The organism is Vibrio sp. 1069 (assembly GCF_033340555.1).
Genome location: NZ_JAWOWP010000014.1, coordinates 49,144 through 65,101, shown reverse-complemented (window position 1 = coordinate 65,101; position 15,958 = coordinate 49,144). Strand labels below are relative to the sequence as shown.

Genomic DNA, 15,958 nt, shown 5'->3' with positions numbered 1-15,958 from the left:
AGGTAATCGTGGGTAAAATTGTAGCAATCGCCAACCAGAAAGGTGGGGTCGGCAAAACAACAACGTGCATTAACTTAGCGGCTTCGATGGCGGCAACAAAGCGCAAGGTTTTGGTGATCGATCTCGACCCGCAAGGCAATGCTACGATGGCCAGTGGCGTGGATAAGTATATGGTCGATGCCACCGCATACGATCTTTTGGTCGAAGATACACCGTTCGATCAAGTCGTTTGTACCCAAACAACAGGGAAGTATGATTTGATCGCGGCGAACGGAGACGTAACCGCGGCAGAAATCAAATTGATGGAAGTTTTCGCTCGTGAAGTGCGTCTAAAAAATGCATTGTCGTCAGTTCGCGATAACTATGATTTCATCTTTATTGATTGTCCTCCTTCTCTAAACCTTCTTACAATCAATGCGATGGCGGCAGCTGACTCTGTGCTGGTGCCGATGCAATGTGAATACTTTGCGTTAGAAGGTTTAACTGCTCTTATGGATACAATCAGCAAGTTAGCGGCTGTTGTGAATGAAAACCTAAAAATCGAAGGTTTATTGCGTACCATGTACGACCCACGCAACCGCTTATCGAATGAAGTATCCGATCAACTTAAAAAACACTTTGGGAATAAAGTTTACCGTACTGTCATTCCGCGTAATGTTCGTTTGGCTGAAGCGCCAAGTCACGGTAAGCCAGCAATGTACTACGATAAGTACTCCGCAGGTGCCAAAGCGTATCTTGCTCTAGCGGGCGAAATGCTCCGCCGCGAAGAAATCCCAGTTTAACTCTAACCTAAGGAATTCAATCCCATGTCTAAGCGTGGTCTCGGAAAAGGACTGGATGCGTTATTGTCGACCAGTTCGTTTGCTCGTGAAAAACAGCATATTGCATCGCATAGCCAAGAATTATCGGCAGACGGTGAGTTAACCGATTTAGCGATTGGTCAATTGCAACCGGGCGTATACCAACCGCGTAAAGATATGGCGCCTGAAGCGCTAGAAGAACTAGCGGCTTCGATTCAATCACAAGGCATTATTCAACCAATCGTGGTTCGCCAGGTCGAAAGTGGTCAGTTTGAGATCATCGCAGGTGAGCGCCGCTGGCGTGCTGCAAGGCAGGCGGGGTTAAAACGCGTACCGTGTTTGGTGAAAAAAGTTGAAGATCGTGCCGCCATCGCCATGGCGTTGATTGAAAACATTCAACGTGAAGACTTGAATGTGATTGAGGAAGCCCAAGCGCTTGAACGTCTACAAGATGAATTCACGCTGACACATCAGCAAGTGGCCGATGTGATTGGTAAATCAAGAACGACGGTGAGTAACCTATTACGTCTGAATCAGTTGGAAGTTGATGTAAAAGGTCTGGTTGCAGATAAAAAATTGGAAATGGGTCATGCTCGAGCTCTGTTAGCGTTAGAAGGCGAACAGCAAGTCGAAGTAGCTCAACAAGTGGCTAAGAAGCAAATGACTGTTCGCCAAACCGAACAGTTAGTAAAAAAGTGCTTAGCCCCACAAAATGAGCAAAAAGGGCAACAAGAGGATACCGAAGCCGAGCAAATGTCGCATAAATTGAGTCAGCTGCTTGATGCAAAAGTTTCTCTTACCCGTTCTGCAAACGGAAAAGCGAAATTGACGATAAGTCTTGATGAGCCTCACAAATTGGACCAACTAATTGCCAAGCTTGAGGCCTAGATGAGATAATTGATTTAGGTCAATTAATCTAATTAATCGAATTTTGTGCGAAAGTTGTCGTTTTGTAAACAAAACTGTAAGTTTTTGATGCAATCGAATTGCTTTACGTTGAACTGAACGTATAATTTTCGCCAATTTCCCAGCACAGAGAGTTAAGTGCGAAGTGGATATTACTAGAGGTACGAATACATGGTAGCTGCGTTAGCTAGACCAGGACGAGAGCTCGCAAGGCAATTGTTAATGATCCAGTCTGGCGCGGTTATTTTTGTGGCAGCAGGAATGGCGGTAGCCATAAATCCTGACTGGGGATTTTCAGCGCTGATTGGCGGAGGCATTTTTGTTGTTGCCAATGCAGTATTCGCGCTGTGTGCTTTCATGTTTAGTGGAGCTCGCGCTGCCAAGCGCATCGCTGCTTCCTTCTATACGGGTGAAGTACTGAAAATTCTCATCACGGTTGCACTGTTCTATGTTGCCTACATGTATATGCAGGTGGAACTTGTTCCCCTCAAACTAACCTATTTGCTGGTACTAGGTATTAATATCTGTGCACCAGTGCTATTCATTAACAACAAAAAATAGGATGAGTTATGGCTGCGCCAGGTGAAGCGCTAACATCGTCCGGTTACATTGCCCACCACCTTTCTAACCTATCGCTATACAAGTTGGGTTTAGTAGGGTCGGAGACAAGTTTCTGGAACGTACATATCGATAGCCTGTTTTTTTCTTGGTTTACTGGTTTAATCTTCCTCGGAATTTTTTACAAAGTAGCAAAGAGAACAACAGCGGGTGTACCGGGTAAGCTTCAGTGTGCTGTAGAAATGATCGTTGAATTTGTCGCCGATAACGTCAAAGACACGTTCCATGGACGCAACCCACTGATCGCGCCTTTAGCACTGACTATCTTTTGTTGGGTATTTTTGATGAACGTGATGGACTTAGTTCCTATCGACTTCTTACCATACCCAGCAGAGCATTGGCTAGGTATTCCTTACCTTAAGGTTGTACCGTCTGCTGATGTGAATATCACCATGGCTATGGCTCTAGGCGTTTTTGCATTGATGATTTACTACAGCATCAAAGTAAAAGGTCTAGGTGGATTCGCAAAAGAACTTGCACTACATCCATTCAATCACCCACTGATGATTCCGTTTAACCTACTAATTGAAGTGGTATCGCTATTAGCGAAACCTCTATCACTTGGTATGCGTCTATTCGGTAACATGTTCGCGGGTGAGGTTGTATTCATTCTTTGTGCGGCAATGCTACCATGGTACTTACAATGGATGGGTTCACTACCGTGGGCAATCTTCCATATCTTGGTTATTACGATTCAAGCCTTCGTATTCATGATGTTGACAATTGTTTACCTGTCAATGGCACACGAAGATCCTGATCATTAATTTTTTAAAGCTTTTTATTTGGGCACTAAGCCAACAACTATAAATTGGAGATAGTAATGGAAACTTTACTGAGCTTTTCTGCAATCGCCGTAGGTATTATCGTCGGTCTTGCTTCTCTTGGTACAGCGATTGGTTTCGCACTGCTAGGTGGTAAATTCCTAGAAGGTGCTGCACGTCAACCAGAAATGGCTCCTATGCTACAAGTTAAGATGTTCATCATCGCGGGTCTACTTGATGCGGTTCCAATGATCGGTATCGTAATCGCGCTACTATTCACTTTCGCAAACCCATTCGTTGGTCAACTAGGTTAATCACCTTTAACTCGGGACGGGCGATTATCGCTTGTCACTGATTAACACTAAGTCCAAATAGAGGGGTAGCTGTTGTGAACATAAACGCAACTCTGCTAGGTCAAGCAATCTCGTTCGCACTATTTGTGTGGTTCTGCATGAAGTATGTATGGCCACCATTGATGCAAGCGATCGAAGAGCGTCAGAAGAAAATTGCTGATGGTCTTCAAGCAGCAGAACGTGCTGCGAAAGACTTGGATCTAGCACAAGCCAACGCTTCTGATCAATTGAAAGAAGCGAAGCGCACAGCAACTGAGATCATCGAACAAGCGAACAAGCGTAAGTCTCAAATTCTTGATGAAGCTCGCGAGGAAGCTCAGGCAGAACGCCAGAAAATCCTAGCGCAAGCAGAAGCAGAACTTGAAGCTGAACGCAATCGTGCACGCGATGAGCTGCGCAAACAAGTTGCTACTCTGGCTGTAGCTGGTGCTGAGAAAATCCTTGAGCGTTCTATCGATAAAGATGCGCAAAAAGATATTCTCGACAACATTACTGCAAAACTTTAAGTCTGGGGGCGCATATGTCTGATTTGACTACTATCGCACGCCCCTATGCTAAAGCAGCCTTCGACTTTGCTTTAGAGAAAGACCAGTTGGACCAATGGGGCCAAATGTTATCTTTTGCTGCTGAAGTGGCCAAAAACGAACAAATGAACGAACTACTAACGGGTTCGGTTTCTGCTGACAAAATGGCAGAAATTTTTGTTGCAGTTTGCGGCGAACAAGTTGATGCGCACGGTCAAAACCTTTTGAAGGTAATGGCTGAGAATGGTCGTTTATCGGCCCTTCCTGATGTTTGTACGGAGTTTTTTACTCTGAAAAAAGAACATGAGAAAGAAATTGATGTTGAAGTAATTTCAGCAACAGAGCTTTCTGATGAACAACTTGCAAACATTGGCAGCAAACTTGAAAAGCGTCTTGAACGCAAAGTGAAGCTGAATTGCAGTGTAGATGAGACCCTACTTGGTGGGGTTATTATTCGAGCCGGAGACCTAGTCATCGATGACTCAGCGCGTGGTCGTTTGAACCGCCTGAGCGATGCATTGCAGTCTTAATGGGGATTGGAGCATGCAACTTAATTCCACGGAAATTAGCGATCTGATCAAACAACGTATCGAATCTTTCGAAGTTGTTAGTGAAGCTCGCAACGAGGGTACTATCGTATCGGTAAGCGATGGTATCATCCGCATCCACGGCCTAGCGGACGTGATGCAAGGTGAAATGATTGAATTACCGGGTGGCCGTTATGCACTGGCACTTAACCTTGAGCGTGACTCGGTTGGTGCGGTTGTAATGGGCCCATATGCTGACCTTAAGGAAGGCATGAAAGTTACAGGTACTGGCCGCATTCTTGAAGTGCCAGTTGGTCCAGAACTACTAGGCCGCGTAGTAAACACGCTGGGTGAGCCTATCGATGGTAAAGGTCCAATCGAAGCGAAAATGACTTCGCCTGTAGAAGTGATCGCACCAGGTGTAATCGACCGTAAATCGGTAGACCAACCTGTGCAAACTGGTTATAAGTCAGTCGACTCTATGATCCCAATCGGTCGTGGTCAGCGTGAGCTTATCATCGGTGACCGTCAGATTGGTAAAACAGCACTGGCGATCGACGCGATCATCAACCAGAAAGACTCTGGTATTTTCTCTATCTACGTAGCAATCGGTCAGAAAGCATCGACTATCGCTAACGTTGTTCGCAAACTAGAAGAGCACGGCGCACTACAAAACACTATCGTTGTAGTTGCATCAGCTTCTGAATCTGCAGCGCTTCAATACCTAGCGCCTTACGCAGGTTGTGCGATGGGTGAATACTTCCGCGATCGCGGTGAAGACGCACTGATTGTTTACGATGATCTATCTAAGCAAGCGGTAGCTTACCGTCAGATCTCTCTACTACTTAAACGTCCACCAGGCCGTGAGGCATTCCCAGGTGACGTATTCTACTTACACTCGCGTCTACTAGAGCGTGCAGCTCGTGTAAACGAAGAGTACGTAGAGCGTTTCACTAACGGTGAAGTGAAAGGTAAGACTGGTTCTTTGACTGCTCTTCCTATCATCGAAACTCAAGCAGGTGACGTTTCAGCATTCGTACCGACTAACGTAATCTCGATTACCGATGGTCAGATCTTCCTACAAACTGAGCTATTCAACGCTGGTGTTCGTCCTGCTGTTGACCCAGGTATCTCAGTATCTCGTGTAGGTGGTTCAGCTCAGACGAAAATCATCAAGAAACTATCAGGTGGTATCCGTACAGCACTAGCTGCATACCGTGAACTAGCGGCATTTGCTCAGTTCTCTTCTGACCTTGATGACGCAACGAAGAAACAGCTAGACCATGGTCAAAAAGTTACAGAACTAATGAAGCAGAAGCAGTATGCTCCAATGTCTGTATTTGACCAAGCTCTAACTATCTTCGCGGCAGAGCGCGGTTACCTTGATGATGTAGAACTTAACAAAGTTCTAGATTTCGAGGCGGCTCTACTATCGTACGCTCGCGGTCAATACGCTGAACTAGCAGCTGAGATCGACAAGTCTGGCGCTTACAACGATGAAATCGAAGCTCAGTTGAAGAAACTGACTGACGACTTCAAAGCAACCCAAACTTGGTAATTAGGTCGGTGGCAGTTTCTGCCACCAACTAACGGAGAGTAACGATGGCCGGCGCAAAAGAGATACGTAATAAAATCGGTAGTGTTAAAAGCACTCAGAAAATTACGAAAGCGATGGAAATGGTAGCAGCTTCAAAAATGCGTCGTTCTCAAGATGCAATGGAAGCTTCTCGTCCATACGCTGAAACAATGCGTAAAGTGATCGGTCATGTGGCTAACGCAAACCTAGAGTACCGTCATCCGTACCTAGAAGAGCGTGAAGCTAAACGTGTTGGTTACATCATCGTTTCGACAGACCGTGGTCTGTGTGGTGGTTTGAATATTAACGTGTTCAAAAAAGCCGTTACAGACATGCAAGCATGGAGAGAGAAAGGTGCTGAGATTGAGCTAGCCGTTGTTGGCTCAAAAGCAACAGCTTTCTTTAAACATGGTGGCGCAAAAGTTGCGGCACAGGTTTCTGGTCTTGGAGATAATCCAAGCCTACAAGACCTAATCGGCTCTGTTGGCGTAATGCTGAAGAAATACGATGAAGGTGAACTGGACCGTCTATATGTAGTATTCAACAAGTTTGTAAATACTATGGTTCAGCAACCAACGATCGATCAATTGCTACCTTTGCCTAAATCGGACAGCGAAGAGATGCAGCGTGAGCATTCATGGGACTACATCTATGAGCCTGAACCAAAACCTCTACTGGATACGCTATTAGTGCGTTACGTAGAGTCTCAGGTATACCAAGGTGTGGTTGAGAACCTTGCTTGTGAGCAAGCGGCTCGAATGATTGCGATGAAGGCTGCAACGGATAACGCAACCAGTTTGATTGACGATTTGGAACTTGTGTACAACAAAGCCCGTCAGGCTGCGATTACACAAGAACTATCAGAAATCGTTGGTGGTGCAGCTGCGGTTTAAGCTTAGGTAAAACGAAATAGTTTAGAGGATTAACGATGGCTACAGGTAAGATCGTACAGATCATCGGTGCGGTAGTCGACGTAGAGTTCCCACAGAGCGATGTACCTAGTGTATATGACGCTCTAAACGTAACGGACTCAAAAGAGCGTCTAGTTCTTGAAGTTCAACAACAGCTAGGCGGTGGCGTAGTTCGTTGTATCGTAATGGGTAGCTCTGATGGTTTACGTCGTGGAGTAGAAGTGGTTAACACTGGCGCTCCAATTTCAGTACCAGTAGGTACTAAAACTCTAGGTCGTATCATGAACGTCCTAGGTGACGCGATTGACGAGCGTGGTGAAGTGGGTGCGGAAGAGGTTTACTCTATCCACCGTAGTGCACCAAGCTACGAAGAGCAATCAAACGAAATTGCACTTCTAGAAACGGGCGTTAAAGTAATCGACCTAATTTGTCCATTCGCTAAGGGTGGTAAAATCGGTCTATTCGGTGGTGCAGGTGTAGGTAAGACCGTTAACATGATGGAACTTATCAACAACATCGCACTACAGCACTCAGGTCTATCAGTATTTGCTGGTGTTGGTGAGCGTACTCGTGAAGGTAACGATTTCTACTACGAGATGCAGGAAGCGGGCGTTGTAAACGTTGAGAAGCCTGAAGAATCAAAAGTAGCGATGGTTTACGGTCAGATGAACGAGCCACCAGGTAACCGTCTACGTGTTGCACTGACTGGTCTAACAATGGCAGAGCGTTTCCGTGACGAAGGTCGTGACGTACTACTGTTCATTGATAACATCTACCGTTACACACTTGCAGGTACAGAGGTATCAGCACTACTAGGTCGTATGCCTTCTGCGGTAGGTTACCAGCCAACTCTTGCAGAAGAGATGGGTGTACTCCAGGAGCGTATCACGTCAACGAAATCAGGTTCTATCACGTCTGTACAGGCGGTATACGTACCAGCGGATGACTTGACTGACCCGTCTCCAGCAACAACGTTCGCGCACTTGGATGCAACGGTTGTACTTAACCGTAACATCGCTGCAATGGGTCTATACCCTGCGATCGACCCGCTAGATTCAACATCTCGTATGCTTGATCCACTAGTCGTTGGTCAAGATCACTACGAAGTTGCTCGTGGTGTTCAGCAGACTCTTCAGCGCTACAAAGAGCTGAAAGATATCATTGCTATCCTAGGTATGGACGAGCTATCTGAAGAAGATAAGCAAGTTGTATCTCGTGCACGTAAGATTGAGCGTTTCCTAACTCAGCCTTACCACGTAGCAGAAGTATTTACAGGTGACCCTGGTATTTACGTACCTCTAAAAGAGACTCTACGTGGCTTTAAAGGTCTACTAGCTGGTGAATACGACGACATTCCTGAGCAGGCATTTATGTACTGCGGTAGCATCGACGATGCTATTGAGAATGCGAAGAAGCTATAAGGCTAACTAGGAGGCGATATGGCAGCAATAACCTTTCACCTAGACGTAGTAAGCGCTGAGAAGAAAATCTTCTCTGGTCGTGTTGAAACGTTTCAGGTGACCGGTAGCGAAGGTGAACTTGGTATTTTCCATGGTCACACACCGCTGCTGACCGCTATCAAGCCTGGTATGGTGCGTATTGTGAAACAGCACGGCCACGAAGAAATTATTTATGTTTCTGGTGGTATGGTAGAGATTCAGCCTGGTACAGCGACTGTACTAGCTGATACAGCTATCCGTGGTGAAGAGCTAGACGCAGCGAAGGCAGAAGAAGCCAAACGCCGCGCTGAGGAGCAAATCCAGAATCAGCATGGTGACATGGACTTCGCACAAGCGGCCAGTGAACTGGCTAAAGCCATTGCTCAGCTACGAGTTATCGAGCTGACAAAAAAGCGTCGCTAAGCTCAATTAGCAACGTTGCATGAAAAAAGGCGGCCAATTGGTCGCCTTTTTGATTAATTTTAGTTGGAAATTTACATCCCACCATTAACTAATCCTTCCAAGGTGTTTAAAATAACGCCCAATTAAAATAGAACGTCAATAGGTTATTAATGAAATTCAGTGCTGTGATCCTTGCTGCGGGTAAAGGTACCCGTATGTATTCAAACATGCCTAAAGTGCTACACACTTTGGCAGGGAAGCCAATGGCAAAACATGTTATCGATACATGTACAGGTCTTGGCGCACAAAACATCCACTTAGTATATGGTCACGGTGGTGATCAAATGCAGCAAACGCTAGCAGAAGAGCCTGTAAACTGGGTACTGCAAGCGGAGCAACTAGGTACAGGTCATGCGGTTGATCAAGCGTCTCCGAAGTTTGAAGACGATGAAAAAGTACTGGTGCTTTACGGTGATGTTCCACTGATTTCAGCTGAAACGATTGAAAACCTATTAGATGCACAGCCAACAGGCGGTATTGCACTACTAACAGTGATTCTAGATAACCCGACAGGCTACGGTCGTATTATCCGTAAAAATGGTCCTGTTGTTGCGATCGTTGAGCAAAAAGATGCAACAGAAGAACAAAAACAAATTAAAGAGATCAACACTGGCGTGATGGTTGCGACTGGTGGGGATCTTAAGCGTTGGTTGTCTGGCTTAAACAACAACAACGCACAAGGCGAATACTACCTAACTGACGTTATTGCAGCTGCACACGATGAAGGTCGTGCCGTTGAGGCAGTACACCCAGTCAATGCCATTGAGGTGGAAGGGGTCAATGACCGCGCGCAGCTTGCTCGTCTAGAGCGTGCTTTCCAGTCAATGCAAGCTCAGAAGCTGCTAGAGCAAGGTGTCATGCTACGCGATCCAGCACGCTTTGATTTGCGTGGTGAGTTACAGTGCGGTATGGACTGTGAAATCGACGTGAATGTTATCATCGAAGGTAATGTTTCACTGGGTGATAACGTGGTTATCGGTGCGGGTTGTGTACTGAAAGATTGTGAAATCGACGACAACACCATCGTTCGCCCTTACAGTGTGATTGAAGGTGCAACGGTTGGTGAAGAATGTACGGTTGGTCCATTTACTCGCCTTCGTCCTGGGGCTGAAATGCGTAACGATTCCCATGTGGGTAACTTCGTTGAAGTGAAAAATGCGCGCATCGGAGAAGGTTCAAAAGCGAACCACCTAACTTACTTAGGTGATGCAGAGATCGGTCAACGTACTAACATCGGCGCAGGTACTATCACTTGTAACTACGATGGTGCGAACAAGTTTAAAACCATCATCGGTAATGATGTTTTTGTTGGTTCTGATAGCCAGCTGGTGGCGCCTGTCACTATCGCTGATGGCGCAACCATCGGTGCAGGCACGACACTAACAAAAGATGTTGAAGAAGGTGAGTTAGTAATTACTCGCGTCAAAGAGCGCAAAATTACTGGCTGGCAGCGTCCTGTAAAACAGAAATAAGCATTACCTACACTCTGTCAAAGCCGCTCAACAAGAGCGGCTTTGTTGTTTCTAGCTAAGGCTTCATCGCTAGTAGCTAGGAATGGCAATACGTTTTTCGAGCCAACGAACGGCTTGAGATACAAATAGGATGAGCAACAAGTACTCCAAAACGAGGAAGGTATAAATCTCTAAGGGTAAGTACTCATTCACCACCAGCTCATTAGCACGGCGAGTGAGATCGCTTAAACCAATCACGCTGACTAAAGAACTCATCTTGAGAATGTAGACAAATTGATTACCCAGTGGTGGGAGAATTTGCCGAAACGCTTGGGGAAGAATTACCAAGCGCATCTTTTGCCAATAGCTTAAGCCCAAAGATTCAGCCGCTTCATGCTGGCCACGGCTGATAGCTTGTATTCCACCGCGAAATACTTCCGCCATAAACGCGCTCTCAGCGATAGTCAGTGCAATAACACCCGCCCAAAAGTGATTGAGTGAGACATCCAATAGCGTAGGCATGCCGTAATACACCCAAAGTAGTAAGACTAAAACTGGCACTGAACGGATCACCTCGACATAAATACGGTTTATCCACTTCAGAGAGGCTGAGTCCGACAGAGCGGGTAACGCAACGATCAGGCCCAAGCTCATCGCAAATAACATACTGAGGAGTGATACCTGAATGGTGTCATTAAACCCAGCGATTAAAAACTTTAGATTGGTGAGTCCTTGATCCGTCGAAGGGTCAAGTACATACCAGCCCCATTGATAATCTGAACAACCAGTGAGTAATAGCAGTGAAAACAGCCATAGAGTTCGAAACGTCACATTTACTCCCTGAATTAACTAAAAAACTTCCTTTGTTGCTGCTATGTTATCAGTAGAGCTCTAATAAAGGTTAATTATTAAACCGTATAAGGTCATTATTTTTAAGGGAATAAAAATGAGAAAGATTTTACTAGTGCTAGGAATGTGTTTGCTTGCTGCGACTCAAGTCGCTCACGCTGAAAGCCGTCTTCAATCCATTTTAGACAATGGCGTACTCCGAGTTGGAACGACGGGAGATTGGAATCCGATGACGATGAAAGACCCCGCGACAAACAGTTATCGTGGCTTCGATATCGATGTAACAACAGAACTTGCTAAAGATCTCGGTGTAAAAGTGGAGTATGTGCCCACGGATTGGAAGACGCTAGTTAATGGCATTACCGCCAACAAATACGATATTACTGGCAGCGCATCTCTGAACATGTCTCGCGCGAAAGTAGCTGGATATAGCCAGCCATATTTCTACCTTGCCTTTGTACCTGTGGTGCAAAAGAAAGATCTCGCCAAATTCTCTGATTGGGCGGATTTTAATAAACCAGAAGTAAAAGTCGCGGCGACGTTAGGTACGGTACAAGAAAAAATGGTGAAAGAGTTCTTCCCGTCTGCTCAGCATATTGTTATTGAAGCGCCAGCGCGCGACTTCCAAGAACTACTATCTCGCAGGGCCGATGTATCGGTGACGTCCAATGTGGAAGCAGCGACGTTGGTGGATAAGTTTAAACAATTGGCGATAGTGCCAGTGACCGCACCGCGTAAACCAACCCCAATTGCTATGTTGTTGCCGCAAGACGATCAAGTATGGATTAATTACATCAATCACTGGGTAGAGTTGAAAAAGACTCAAGGCTTTTTTAAGCAGACTGCCAAGAAATGGGGGTTGAAAAGCTTATAAACAGAAAGAGCCGCATTGCGCGGCTCTTTTTATTATCTGAACGATTAAAGTTCGTCTTCACTCACGACTCGGGCGTTGTCAGGAGTCGTAAAGTGCTTGGATAATTCGCGATTCGACAGAATGTATCCCATCCACAGCCCACCCATACAGATGATGATTGCGATGCCAGTAACCATCTGAGCTTGGCTTGCCATTGCGGCTACCAATGCACTTGAGAAGCTACTTACACAGATTTGCAGGCTGTTTTGCAGACCTGCTGCTGTTGCAGGGCTCTGTTGTGCGCTGGCCAATGCACGGTTTACCACGATTGGGTACAGCGCGCCGTTAGCAACGGCAATCAAACAGAATGGCGCAAGAATAGGCCAAATCGATGACAGATCCCACTGTGAAGCAATGAAAATCATTAATGCCGCGACACTAAATAGGCCAATCAGTTGGCGCAGAACCTTTTCATCACCAAATTTTCGAACGCCTACTTTACCTAAGTAGCCACCAGCCATAAACGCGATGGTTTGTGGGATAAAGCTCAAACCAATATCTTTTGCTTCGTAGCCCAGTTGCGCCATGATTTCTGGCATCCCAGTTAGGTAAGCAAAGAATGCAGCTGAAGCCGTCGCAAACATAAACACGTTGCCAAGGTATTTTTTAGAACTCAGCAGCGCTTTGATGTCGGCAGACATACTGGTTTGTTTGATTTCTGCTTTCTCGTCTTTTTGTGCCATGGTCGCAAAGACCAAAAAGACACCAACCAGTGTTAGCGTAATAAAGATACTGTGCCAGCCGAAGTTATCTGCCAACACTACCCCTAATTGAGGTGCTAGTGCTGGTGATAGCGCGACGAGTGGCATGATTGTCGCAAAAATTTGTTGGCTACTGCTTGAGTAGCGTTTAATGACCATAGCCTGCCAGATCACGGCTGGTGCACACACACCGATAGCTTGGATAAAGCGCAGTGTGAGTAGTTGCCATACTTGATCACAGAAAGCCAAACCGAATGACGCGATAGTAAATAGCACCAACCCGGCTGCGAGTGTATTACGATGGCCAAATTTATCGGATGCCAATCCCCACATTAGCTGGCCAATCGCCATACCAACGAGGAATACCGTTAAAGAGAGCGCAATTTGCTCAGGGCCTGTTGCAAAGTCGATTTCCATCGCTTTGAATGCTGGCAGATACATATCGGTAGCAACGAAGCCAAGCATCGATAATGCTGCCAGATAAATGAGCTGTAGTTTTGAGATTTTCATGATTCAACCAGTCAAATTATTTAATCATTTTTTAATCAACATCAGTTGGCGCCAACCCTGATTTATTTACCTTATTATTCTATTTTTCGATTTTGAGAAAATAAAACGCTAAAATTGTTGGTTATCAATCAAATTTTTTGAAAGGTTAAATCATGTTCTCTAAAGCGTCTTTGGAAATGCTGGATACGGTTGCCCGTTTAGGCAGTTTCACCGCTGCGGCTGAGGTATTGCATAAAGTCCCCTCAGCCATCAGCTATGGAGTAAGGCAGGTCGAGCAAGATTTAGATGTGGTGCTGTTTCGACGTTTACCAAGGAAAGTCGAGCTAACTCCAGCGGGTGAACTTTTTATGGCCGAGGCGCGCTCTTTGCTGCGTCAAATGGAAGAGGTGAAAGCACAAACGCGGCGAGCGGCTCAAGGATGGAAAAGCACGTTAAAGCTGACCTTAGATAACGTGGTGAAGTTAGAAAAACTCAAACCTTTGGTGGAAGATTTCTATCGCGAGTTTGAATTTGCTGAATTGCAGATCAATATGGAGGTCTTCAATGGTTCTTGGGAAGCCATAGCACAAGGTCGAGCCGACATTGTCGTTGGCGCGACATCTGCGGTTCCCGTTGGGGGAGATTTTGAAGTCAAAGATATGGGCGTATTAGATTGGGCATTTGTAATGTCACCCGCTCATCCTTGCGTTCGACAACAAGTGCTTACTGAAGCGTTTGTGAGTCAATTTCCGGCGATCTGTCTTGATGATACTTCGAACGTGCTGCCAAAACGCCATACTGGCCATTATCCGCAACAGCGCCGATTATTATTGCCCAATTGGTATAGTGCGATTGAATGTTTAAAAAATGGGGTGGGCGTGGGTTACATGCCACGTCATATTGCAACACCCTTAATCAATGATGGTGTGCTGGTGGAGAAGGTCATGCCGGATGATAAACCGCTCAGTCACTGCTGCTTAGTATGGCGCAAAGATGATAATCATAAATTGATCCAGTGGATGGTGGACTATCTTGGGTCGCCTAATCAGCTACATAAAGATTGGTTACAGTCATAAAAAACACCTCGCATTAGCGAGGTGTTTTCATTGATATGTTTAAAATGTGGCGTTTTATGACAAGAAAAACTTATACGATGGGTTGTCTGTCTCGTCTTTGCATTGATAGCCAAGTTCACGTAAATGTGCAGAAAACTGAGCTAAATCGCTTTCATCTAACTCGAAACCACATAAAACACGTCCGTAGTCAGCGCCGTGGTTACGGTAGTTGAACAAGCTGATATTCCAATGAGTACCGAGTGTGCTTAAGAACTTGAGTAGCGCTCCCGGATATTCTGGGAATTCAAAGCTGTAGAGGCGCTCTTTAAGCGGCTTAGACGGCTTACCACCAATCATGTAGCGCACGTGCAGCTTCGCCATTTCATCATCAGACAAATCAACCACTGGGTAGCCACCATCACGTAAGTCGTGAATGATATGTTCTAGCTCTTCCTGACCGCCTTGCAAACGCACACCGACAAAGATATTTGCCAATGCGTCATCGTTGTAGCGGTAGTTAAACTCCGTTACGGCGCGGCCGCCAATGAGGTTACAGAACTCAAAGAAGGCACCTTGACGCTCAGGAATGGTGACGGCAAGCAAACCTTCACGTTTCTCACCAAGCTCGCAACGCTCAGAAACATAACGTAAGCCATGGAAGTTAGTGTTGGCACCAGACAGCACAGTACCTAAATTCTTACCTTGCAGTTTGTTTTGCTCAGCAAACTTCTTCAAACCCGCCAGAGCAAGCGCGCCAGAAGGCTCTGCAATCGCACGGGTGTCTTCAAAGATGTCTTTTACTGCTGCGCAGATTTCATCGCTAGAGACGGCAATATGGCCATCAATGTACTTTTGGCATAGACGGAAAGTCTCTTCGCCAATGCGTTTTACAGCGACGCCATCGGCAAACATGCTGACTTGGTCTAGTACTACTGGCTCACCAGCATCCAAAGCAGCTTTGAGGCATGACGAATCTTCTGGCTCAACTGCAATCACTTTGATTTCTGGCATGAGCTGCTTCACAAGTACCGCAACACCCGCAGCCAAACCGCCACCACCGACAGGGACGAAAATGTAATCAAGGTGACCATTTTGCTGCAGCATTTCCATGCCGATGGTGCCTTGACCTGCAATCACCAGTGGGTGATCGAAAGGAGGGACAAATGTGTACCCATGCAGATCAGAAAGGCGTTCCGCTTCCGCTTTTGCCTCATCAAAGTTGCTGCCGTGCAGCACTACATTGCCACCGAAGCCACGTACCGCATCGACTTTGATGTCTGGTGTGGTTTTAGGCATCACGATGGTGGTTTTGATGCCTAGCTTAGTACCAGAGAGCGCCATGCCTTGAGCGTGGTTACCTGCCGATGCTGCAATGACACCAGCGGCTTTTTGTGCTTCAGATAAACTCGCCACCATGTTGTATGCACCGCGCAATTTGAACGAGTGTACGGGTTGGCGATCTTCACGCTTGATCTGCACGTTATTCCCGATACGTGCAGATAAACGAGGCATTTCTTGCAGTGGCGTCACTGTTGCTACTTCATAAACAGGTGCGCGAAGGATTTGGCGCAGATAATCTGCGCCAGTTTGGTTCACTTGTTTTTCGGGTTGAGCTTCCATCAT

General features: G+C 46.0%; 17 protein-coding genes. 14 read left to right on the top strand and 3 right to left on the bottom strand.

Annotated features, from left to right (window positions below; translation table 11 throughout):
- The first annotated feature begins 8 nt into the window (after positions 1-8).
- The 12 genes from R7040_RS18730 (at position 9) to glmU (ending at position 10,349) form a co-directional block, all read left to right on the top strand.
- Entirely contained in the window at positions 9-782 is a 774-nt protein-coding gene (locus R7040_RS18730) for a ParA family protein (RefSeq protein WP_005383838.1), read from the top strand.
- A gap of 24 nt (positions 783-806) precedes the next feature.
- Positions 807-1,688: a ParB/RepB/Spo0J family partition protein gene (locus R7040_RS18725; protein WP_017821562.1), complete on the top strand. Its 882-nt coding sequence runs from the start codon at positions 807-809 to the stop codon at positions 1,686-1,688.
- Positions 1,689-1,877: 189 nt separating this feature from the next.
- Positions 1,878-2,267: a F0F1 ATP synthase subunit I gene (locus R7040_RS18720; protein WP_005378921.1), complete on the top strand. Its 390-nt coding sequence runs from the start codon at positions 1,878-1,880 to the stop codon at positions 2,265-2,267.
- 8 nt (positions 2,268-2,275) lie between these two features.
- Positions 2,276-3,088 (top strand): F0F1 ATP synthase subunit A, encoded by an 813-nt coding sequence (gene atpB / locus R7040_RS18715; protein WP_005378922.1) that lies wholly within the window; start codon positions 2,276-2,278, stop codon positions 3,086-3,088.
- Positions 3,089-3,144: 56 nt separating this feature from the next.
- On the top strand, positions 3,145-3,399 hold the full coding sequence (gene atpE / locus R7040_RS18710) for a F0F1 ATP synthase subunit C (RefSeq protein ID WP_002540812.1): 255 nt from the start codon (positions 3,145-3,147) through the stop codon (positions 3,397-3,399).
- Positions 3,400-3,473: 74 nt separating this feature from the next.
- Positions 3,474-3,944, top strand: coding sequence for a F0F1 ATP synthase subunit B (gene atpF / locus R7040_RS18705; protein WP_005378929.1), 471 nt, complete (start codon positions 3,474-3,476; stop codon positions 3,942-3,944).
- Between the two features lie 14 nt (positions 3,945-3,958).
- Positions 3,959-4,492, top strand: a complete 534-nt coding sequence (gene atpH / locus R7040_RS18700) for a F0F1 ATP synthase subunit delta (RefSeq protein WP_053350671.1) — start codon at positions 3,959-3,961, stop codon at positions 4,490-4,492.
- Positions 4,493-4,505: 13 nt separating this feature from the next.
- Positions 4,506-6,047, top strand: a complete 1,542-nt coding sequence (gene atpA / locus R7040_RS18695) for a F0F1 ATP synthase subunit alpha (RefSeq protein ID WP_005378931.1) — start codon at positions 4,506-4,508, stop codon at positions 6,045-6,047.
- A gap of 44 nt (positions 6,048-6,091) precedes the next feature.
- A complete protein-coding gene (atpG, locus tag R7040_RS18690; RefSeq protein ID WP_005378932.1) occupies positions 6,092-6,958 on the top strand; it encodes a F0F1 ATP synthase subunit gamma in 867 nt (288 codons plus the stop codon).
- A 35-nt stretch (positions 6,959-6,993) separates the two neighbouring features.
- Positions 6,994-8,397 (top strand): F0F1 ATP synthase subunit beta, encoded by a 1,404-nt coding sequence (gene atpD, locus R7040_RS18685; protein ID WP_005378933.1) that lies wholly within the window; start codon positions 6,994-6,996, stop codon positions 8,395-8,397.
- An 18-nt stretch (positions 8,398-8,415) separates the two neighbouring features.
- Positions 8,416-8,838, top strand: a complete 423-nt coding sequence (locus R7040_RS18680; RefSeq protein ID WP_005378937.1) for a F0F1 ATP synthase subunit epsilon — start codon at positions 8,416-8,418, stop codon at positions 8,836-8,838.
- A gap of 149 nt (positions 8,839-8,987) precedes the next feature.
- Positions 8,988-10,349 carry a bifunctional UDP-N-acetylglucosamine diphosphorylase/glucosamine-1-phosphate N-acetyltransferase GlmU gene (gene glmU, locus R7040_RS18675; RefSeq protein ID WP_005378938.1) on the top strand — a complete coding sequence of 454 codons (1,362 nt, stop codon included), beginning with the start codon at positions 8,988-8,990 and terminating at the stop codon, positions 10,347-10,349.
- A 69-nt stretch (positions 10,350-10,418) separates the two neighbouring features.
- On the opposite strand, the gene R7040_RS18670 is transcribed toward glmU, so the two are convergent.
- Positions 10,419-11,159, bottom strand: a complete 741-nt coding sequence (locus tag R7040_RS18670; protein ID WP_005383852.1) for an amino acid ABC transporter permease — start codon at positions 11,157-11,159, stop codon at positions 10,419-10,421.
- A gap of 115 nt (positions 11,160-11,274) precedes the next feature.
- On the opposite strand from R7040_RS18670, the gene R7040_RS18665 reads away from it, so the two are divergent.
- The gene (locus R7040_RS18665; RefSeq protein WP_062730792.1) at positions 11,275-12,051 is read left to right on the top strand and encodes a transporter substrate-binding domain-containing protein; all 777 of its coding nucleotides are present in this window, start codon (positions 11,275-11,277) and stop codon (positions 12,049-12,051) included.
- Positions 12,052-12,095: 44 nt separating this feature from the next.
- Here the strand turns inward: R7040_RS18665 and punC are convergent, their stop codons facing one another.
- A complete protein-coding gene (punC, locus tag R7040_RS18660) occupies positions 12,096-13,301 on the bottom strand; it encodes a purine nucleoside transporter PunC (RefSeq protein WP_054579443.1) in 1,206 nt (401 codons plus the stop codon).
- Between the two features lie 152 nt (positions 13,302-13,453).
- Here punC and punR point away from each other — a divergent pair, with 152 nt between their 5' ends.
- The gene (gene punR, locus R7040_RS18655; RefSeq protein ID WP_005378948.1) at positions 13,454-14,356 is read left to right on the top strand and encodes a DNA-binding transcriptional activator PunR; all 903 of its coding nucleotides are present in this window, start codon (positions 13,454-13,456) and stop codon (positions 14,354-14,356) included.
- 54 nt (positions 14,357-14,410) lie between these two features.
- On the opposite strand, the gene ilvA is transcribed toward punR, so the two are convergent.
- Complete coding sequence (gene ilvA, locus R7040_RS18650) at positions 14,411-15,958, bottom strand: threonine ammonia-lyase, biosynthetic (RefSeq protein WP_017635600.1); 1,548 nt, start codon at positions 15,956-15,958, stop codon at positions 14,411-14,413.

Excerpts from the sequence above, each read along its gene's own strand:
- atpH (WP_053350671.1), top strand. The coding sequence starts at position 3,959 with ATGTCTGATTTGACTACTATCGCACGCCCCTATGCTAAAGCAGCCTTC.
- atpE (WP_002540812.1), top strand. The coding sequence starts at position 3,145 with ATGGAAACTTTACTGAGCTTTTCTGCAATCGCCGTAGGTATTATCGTC.
- ilvA (WP_017635600.1), bottom strand. The coding sequence starts at position 15,958 with ATGATGGAAGCTCAACCCGAAAAACAAGTGAACCAAACTGGCGCAGAT.
- atpB (WP_005378922.1), top strand. The coding sequence starts at position 2,276 with ATGGCTGCGCCAGGTGAAGCGCTAACATCGTCCGGTTACATTGCCCAC.
- atpA (WP_005378931.1), top strand. The coding sequence starts at position 4,506 with ATGCAACTTAATTCCACGGAAATTAGCGATCTGATCAAACAACGTATC.
- R7040_RS18680 (WP_005378937.1), top strand. The coding sequence starts at position 8,416 with ATGGCAGCAATAACCTTTCACCTAGACGTAGTAAGCGCTGAGAAGAAA.
- punC (WP_054579443.1), bottom strand. The coding sequence starts at position 13,301 with ATGAAAATCTCAAAACTACAGCTCATTTATCTGGCAGCATTATCGATG.
- atpG (WP_005378932.1), top strand. The coding sequence starts at position 6,092 with ATGGCCGGCGCAAAAGAGATACGTAATAAAATCGGTAGTGTTAAAAGC.
- glmU (WP_005378938.1), top strand. The coding sequence starts at position 8,988 with ATGAAATTCAGTGCTGTGATCCTTGCTGCGGGTAAAGGTACCCGTATG.
- punR (WP_005378948.1), top strand. The coding sequence starts at position 13,454 with ATGTTCTCTAAAGCGTCTTTGGAAATGCTGGATACGGTTGCCCGTTTA.
- R7040_RS18725 (WP_017821562.1), top strand. The coding sequence starts at position 807 with ATGTCTAAGCGTGGTCTCGGAAAAGGACTGGATGCGTTATTGTCGACC.
- R7040_RS18720 (WP_005378921.1), top strand. The coding sequence starts at position 1,878 with ATGGTAGCTGCGTTAGCTAGACCAGGACGAGAGCTCGCAAGGCAATTG.
- R7040_RS18665 (WP_062730792.1), top strand. The coding sequence starts at position 11,275 with ATGAGAAAGATTTTACTAGTGCTAGGAATGTGTTTGCTTGCTGCGACT.
- atpD (WP_005378933.1), top strand. The coding sequence starts at position 6,994 with ATGGCTACAGGTAAGATCGTACAGATCATCGGTGCGGTAGTCGACGTA.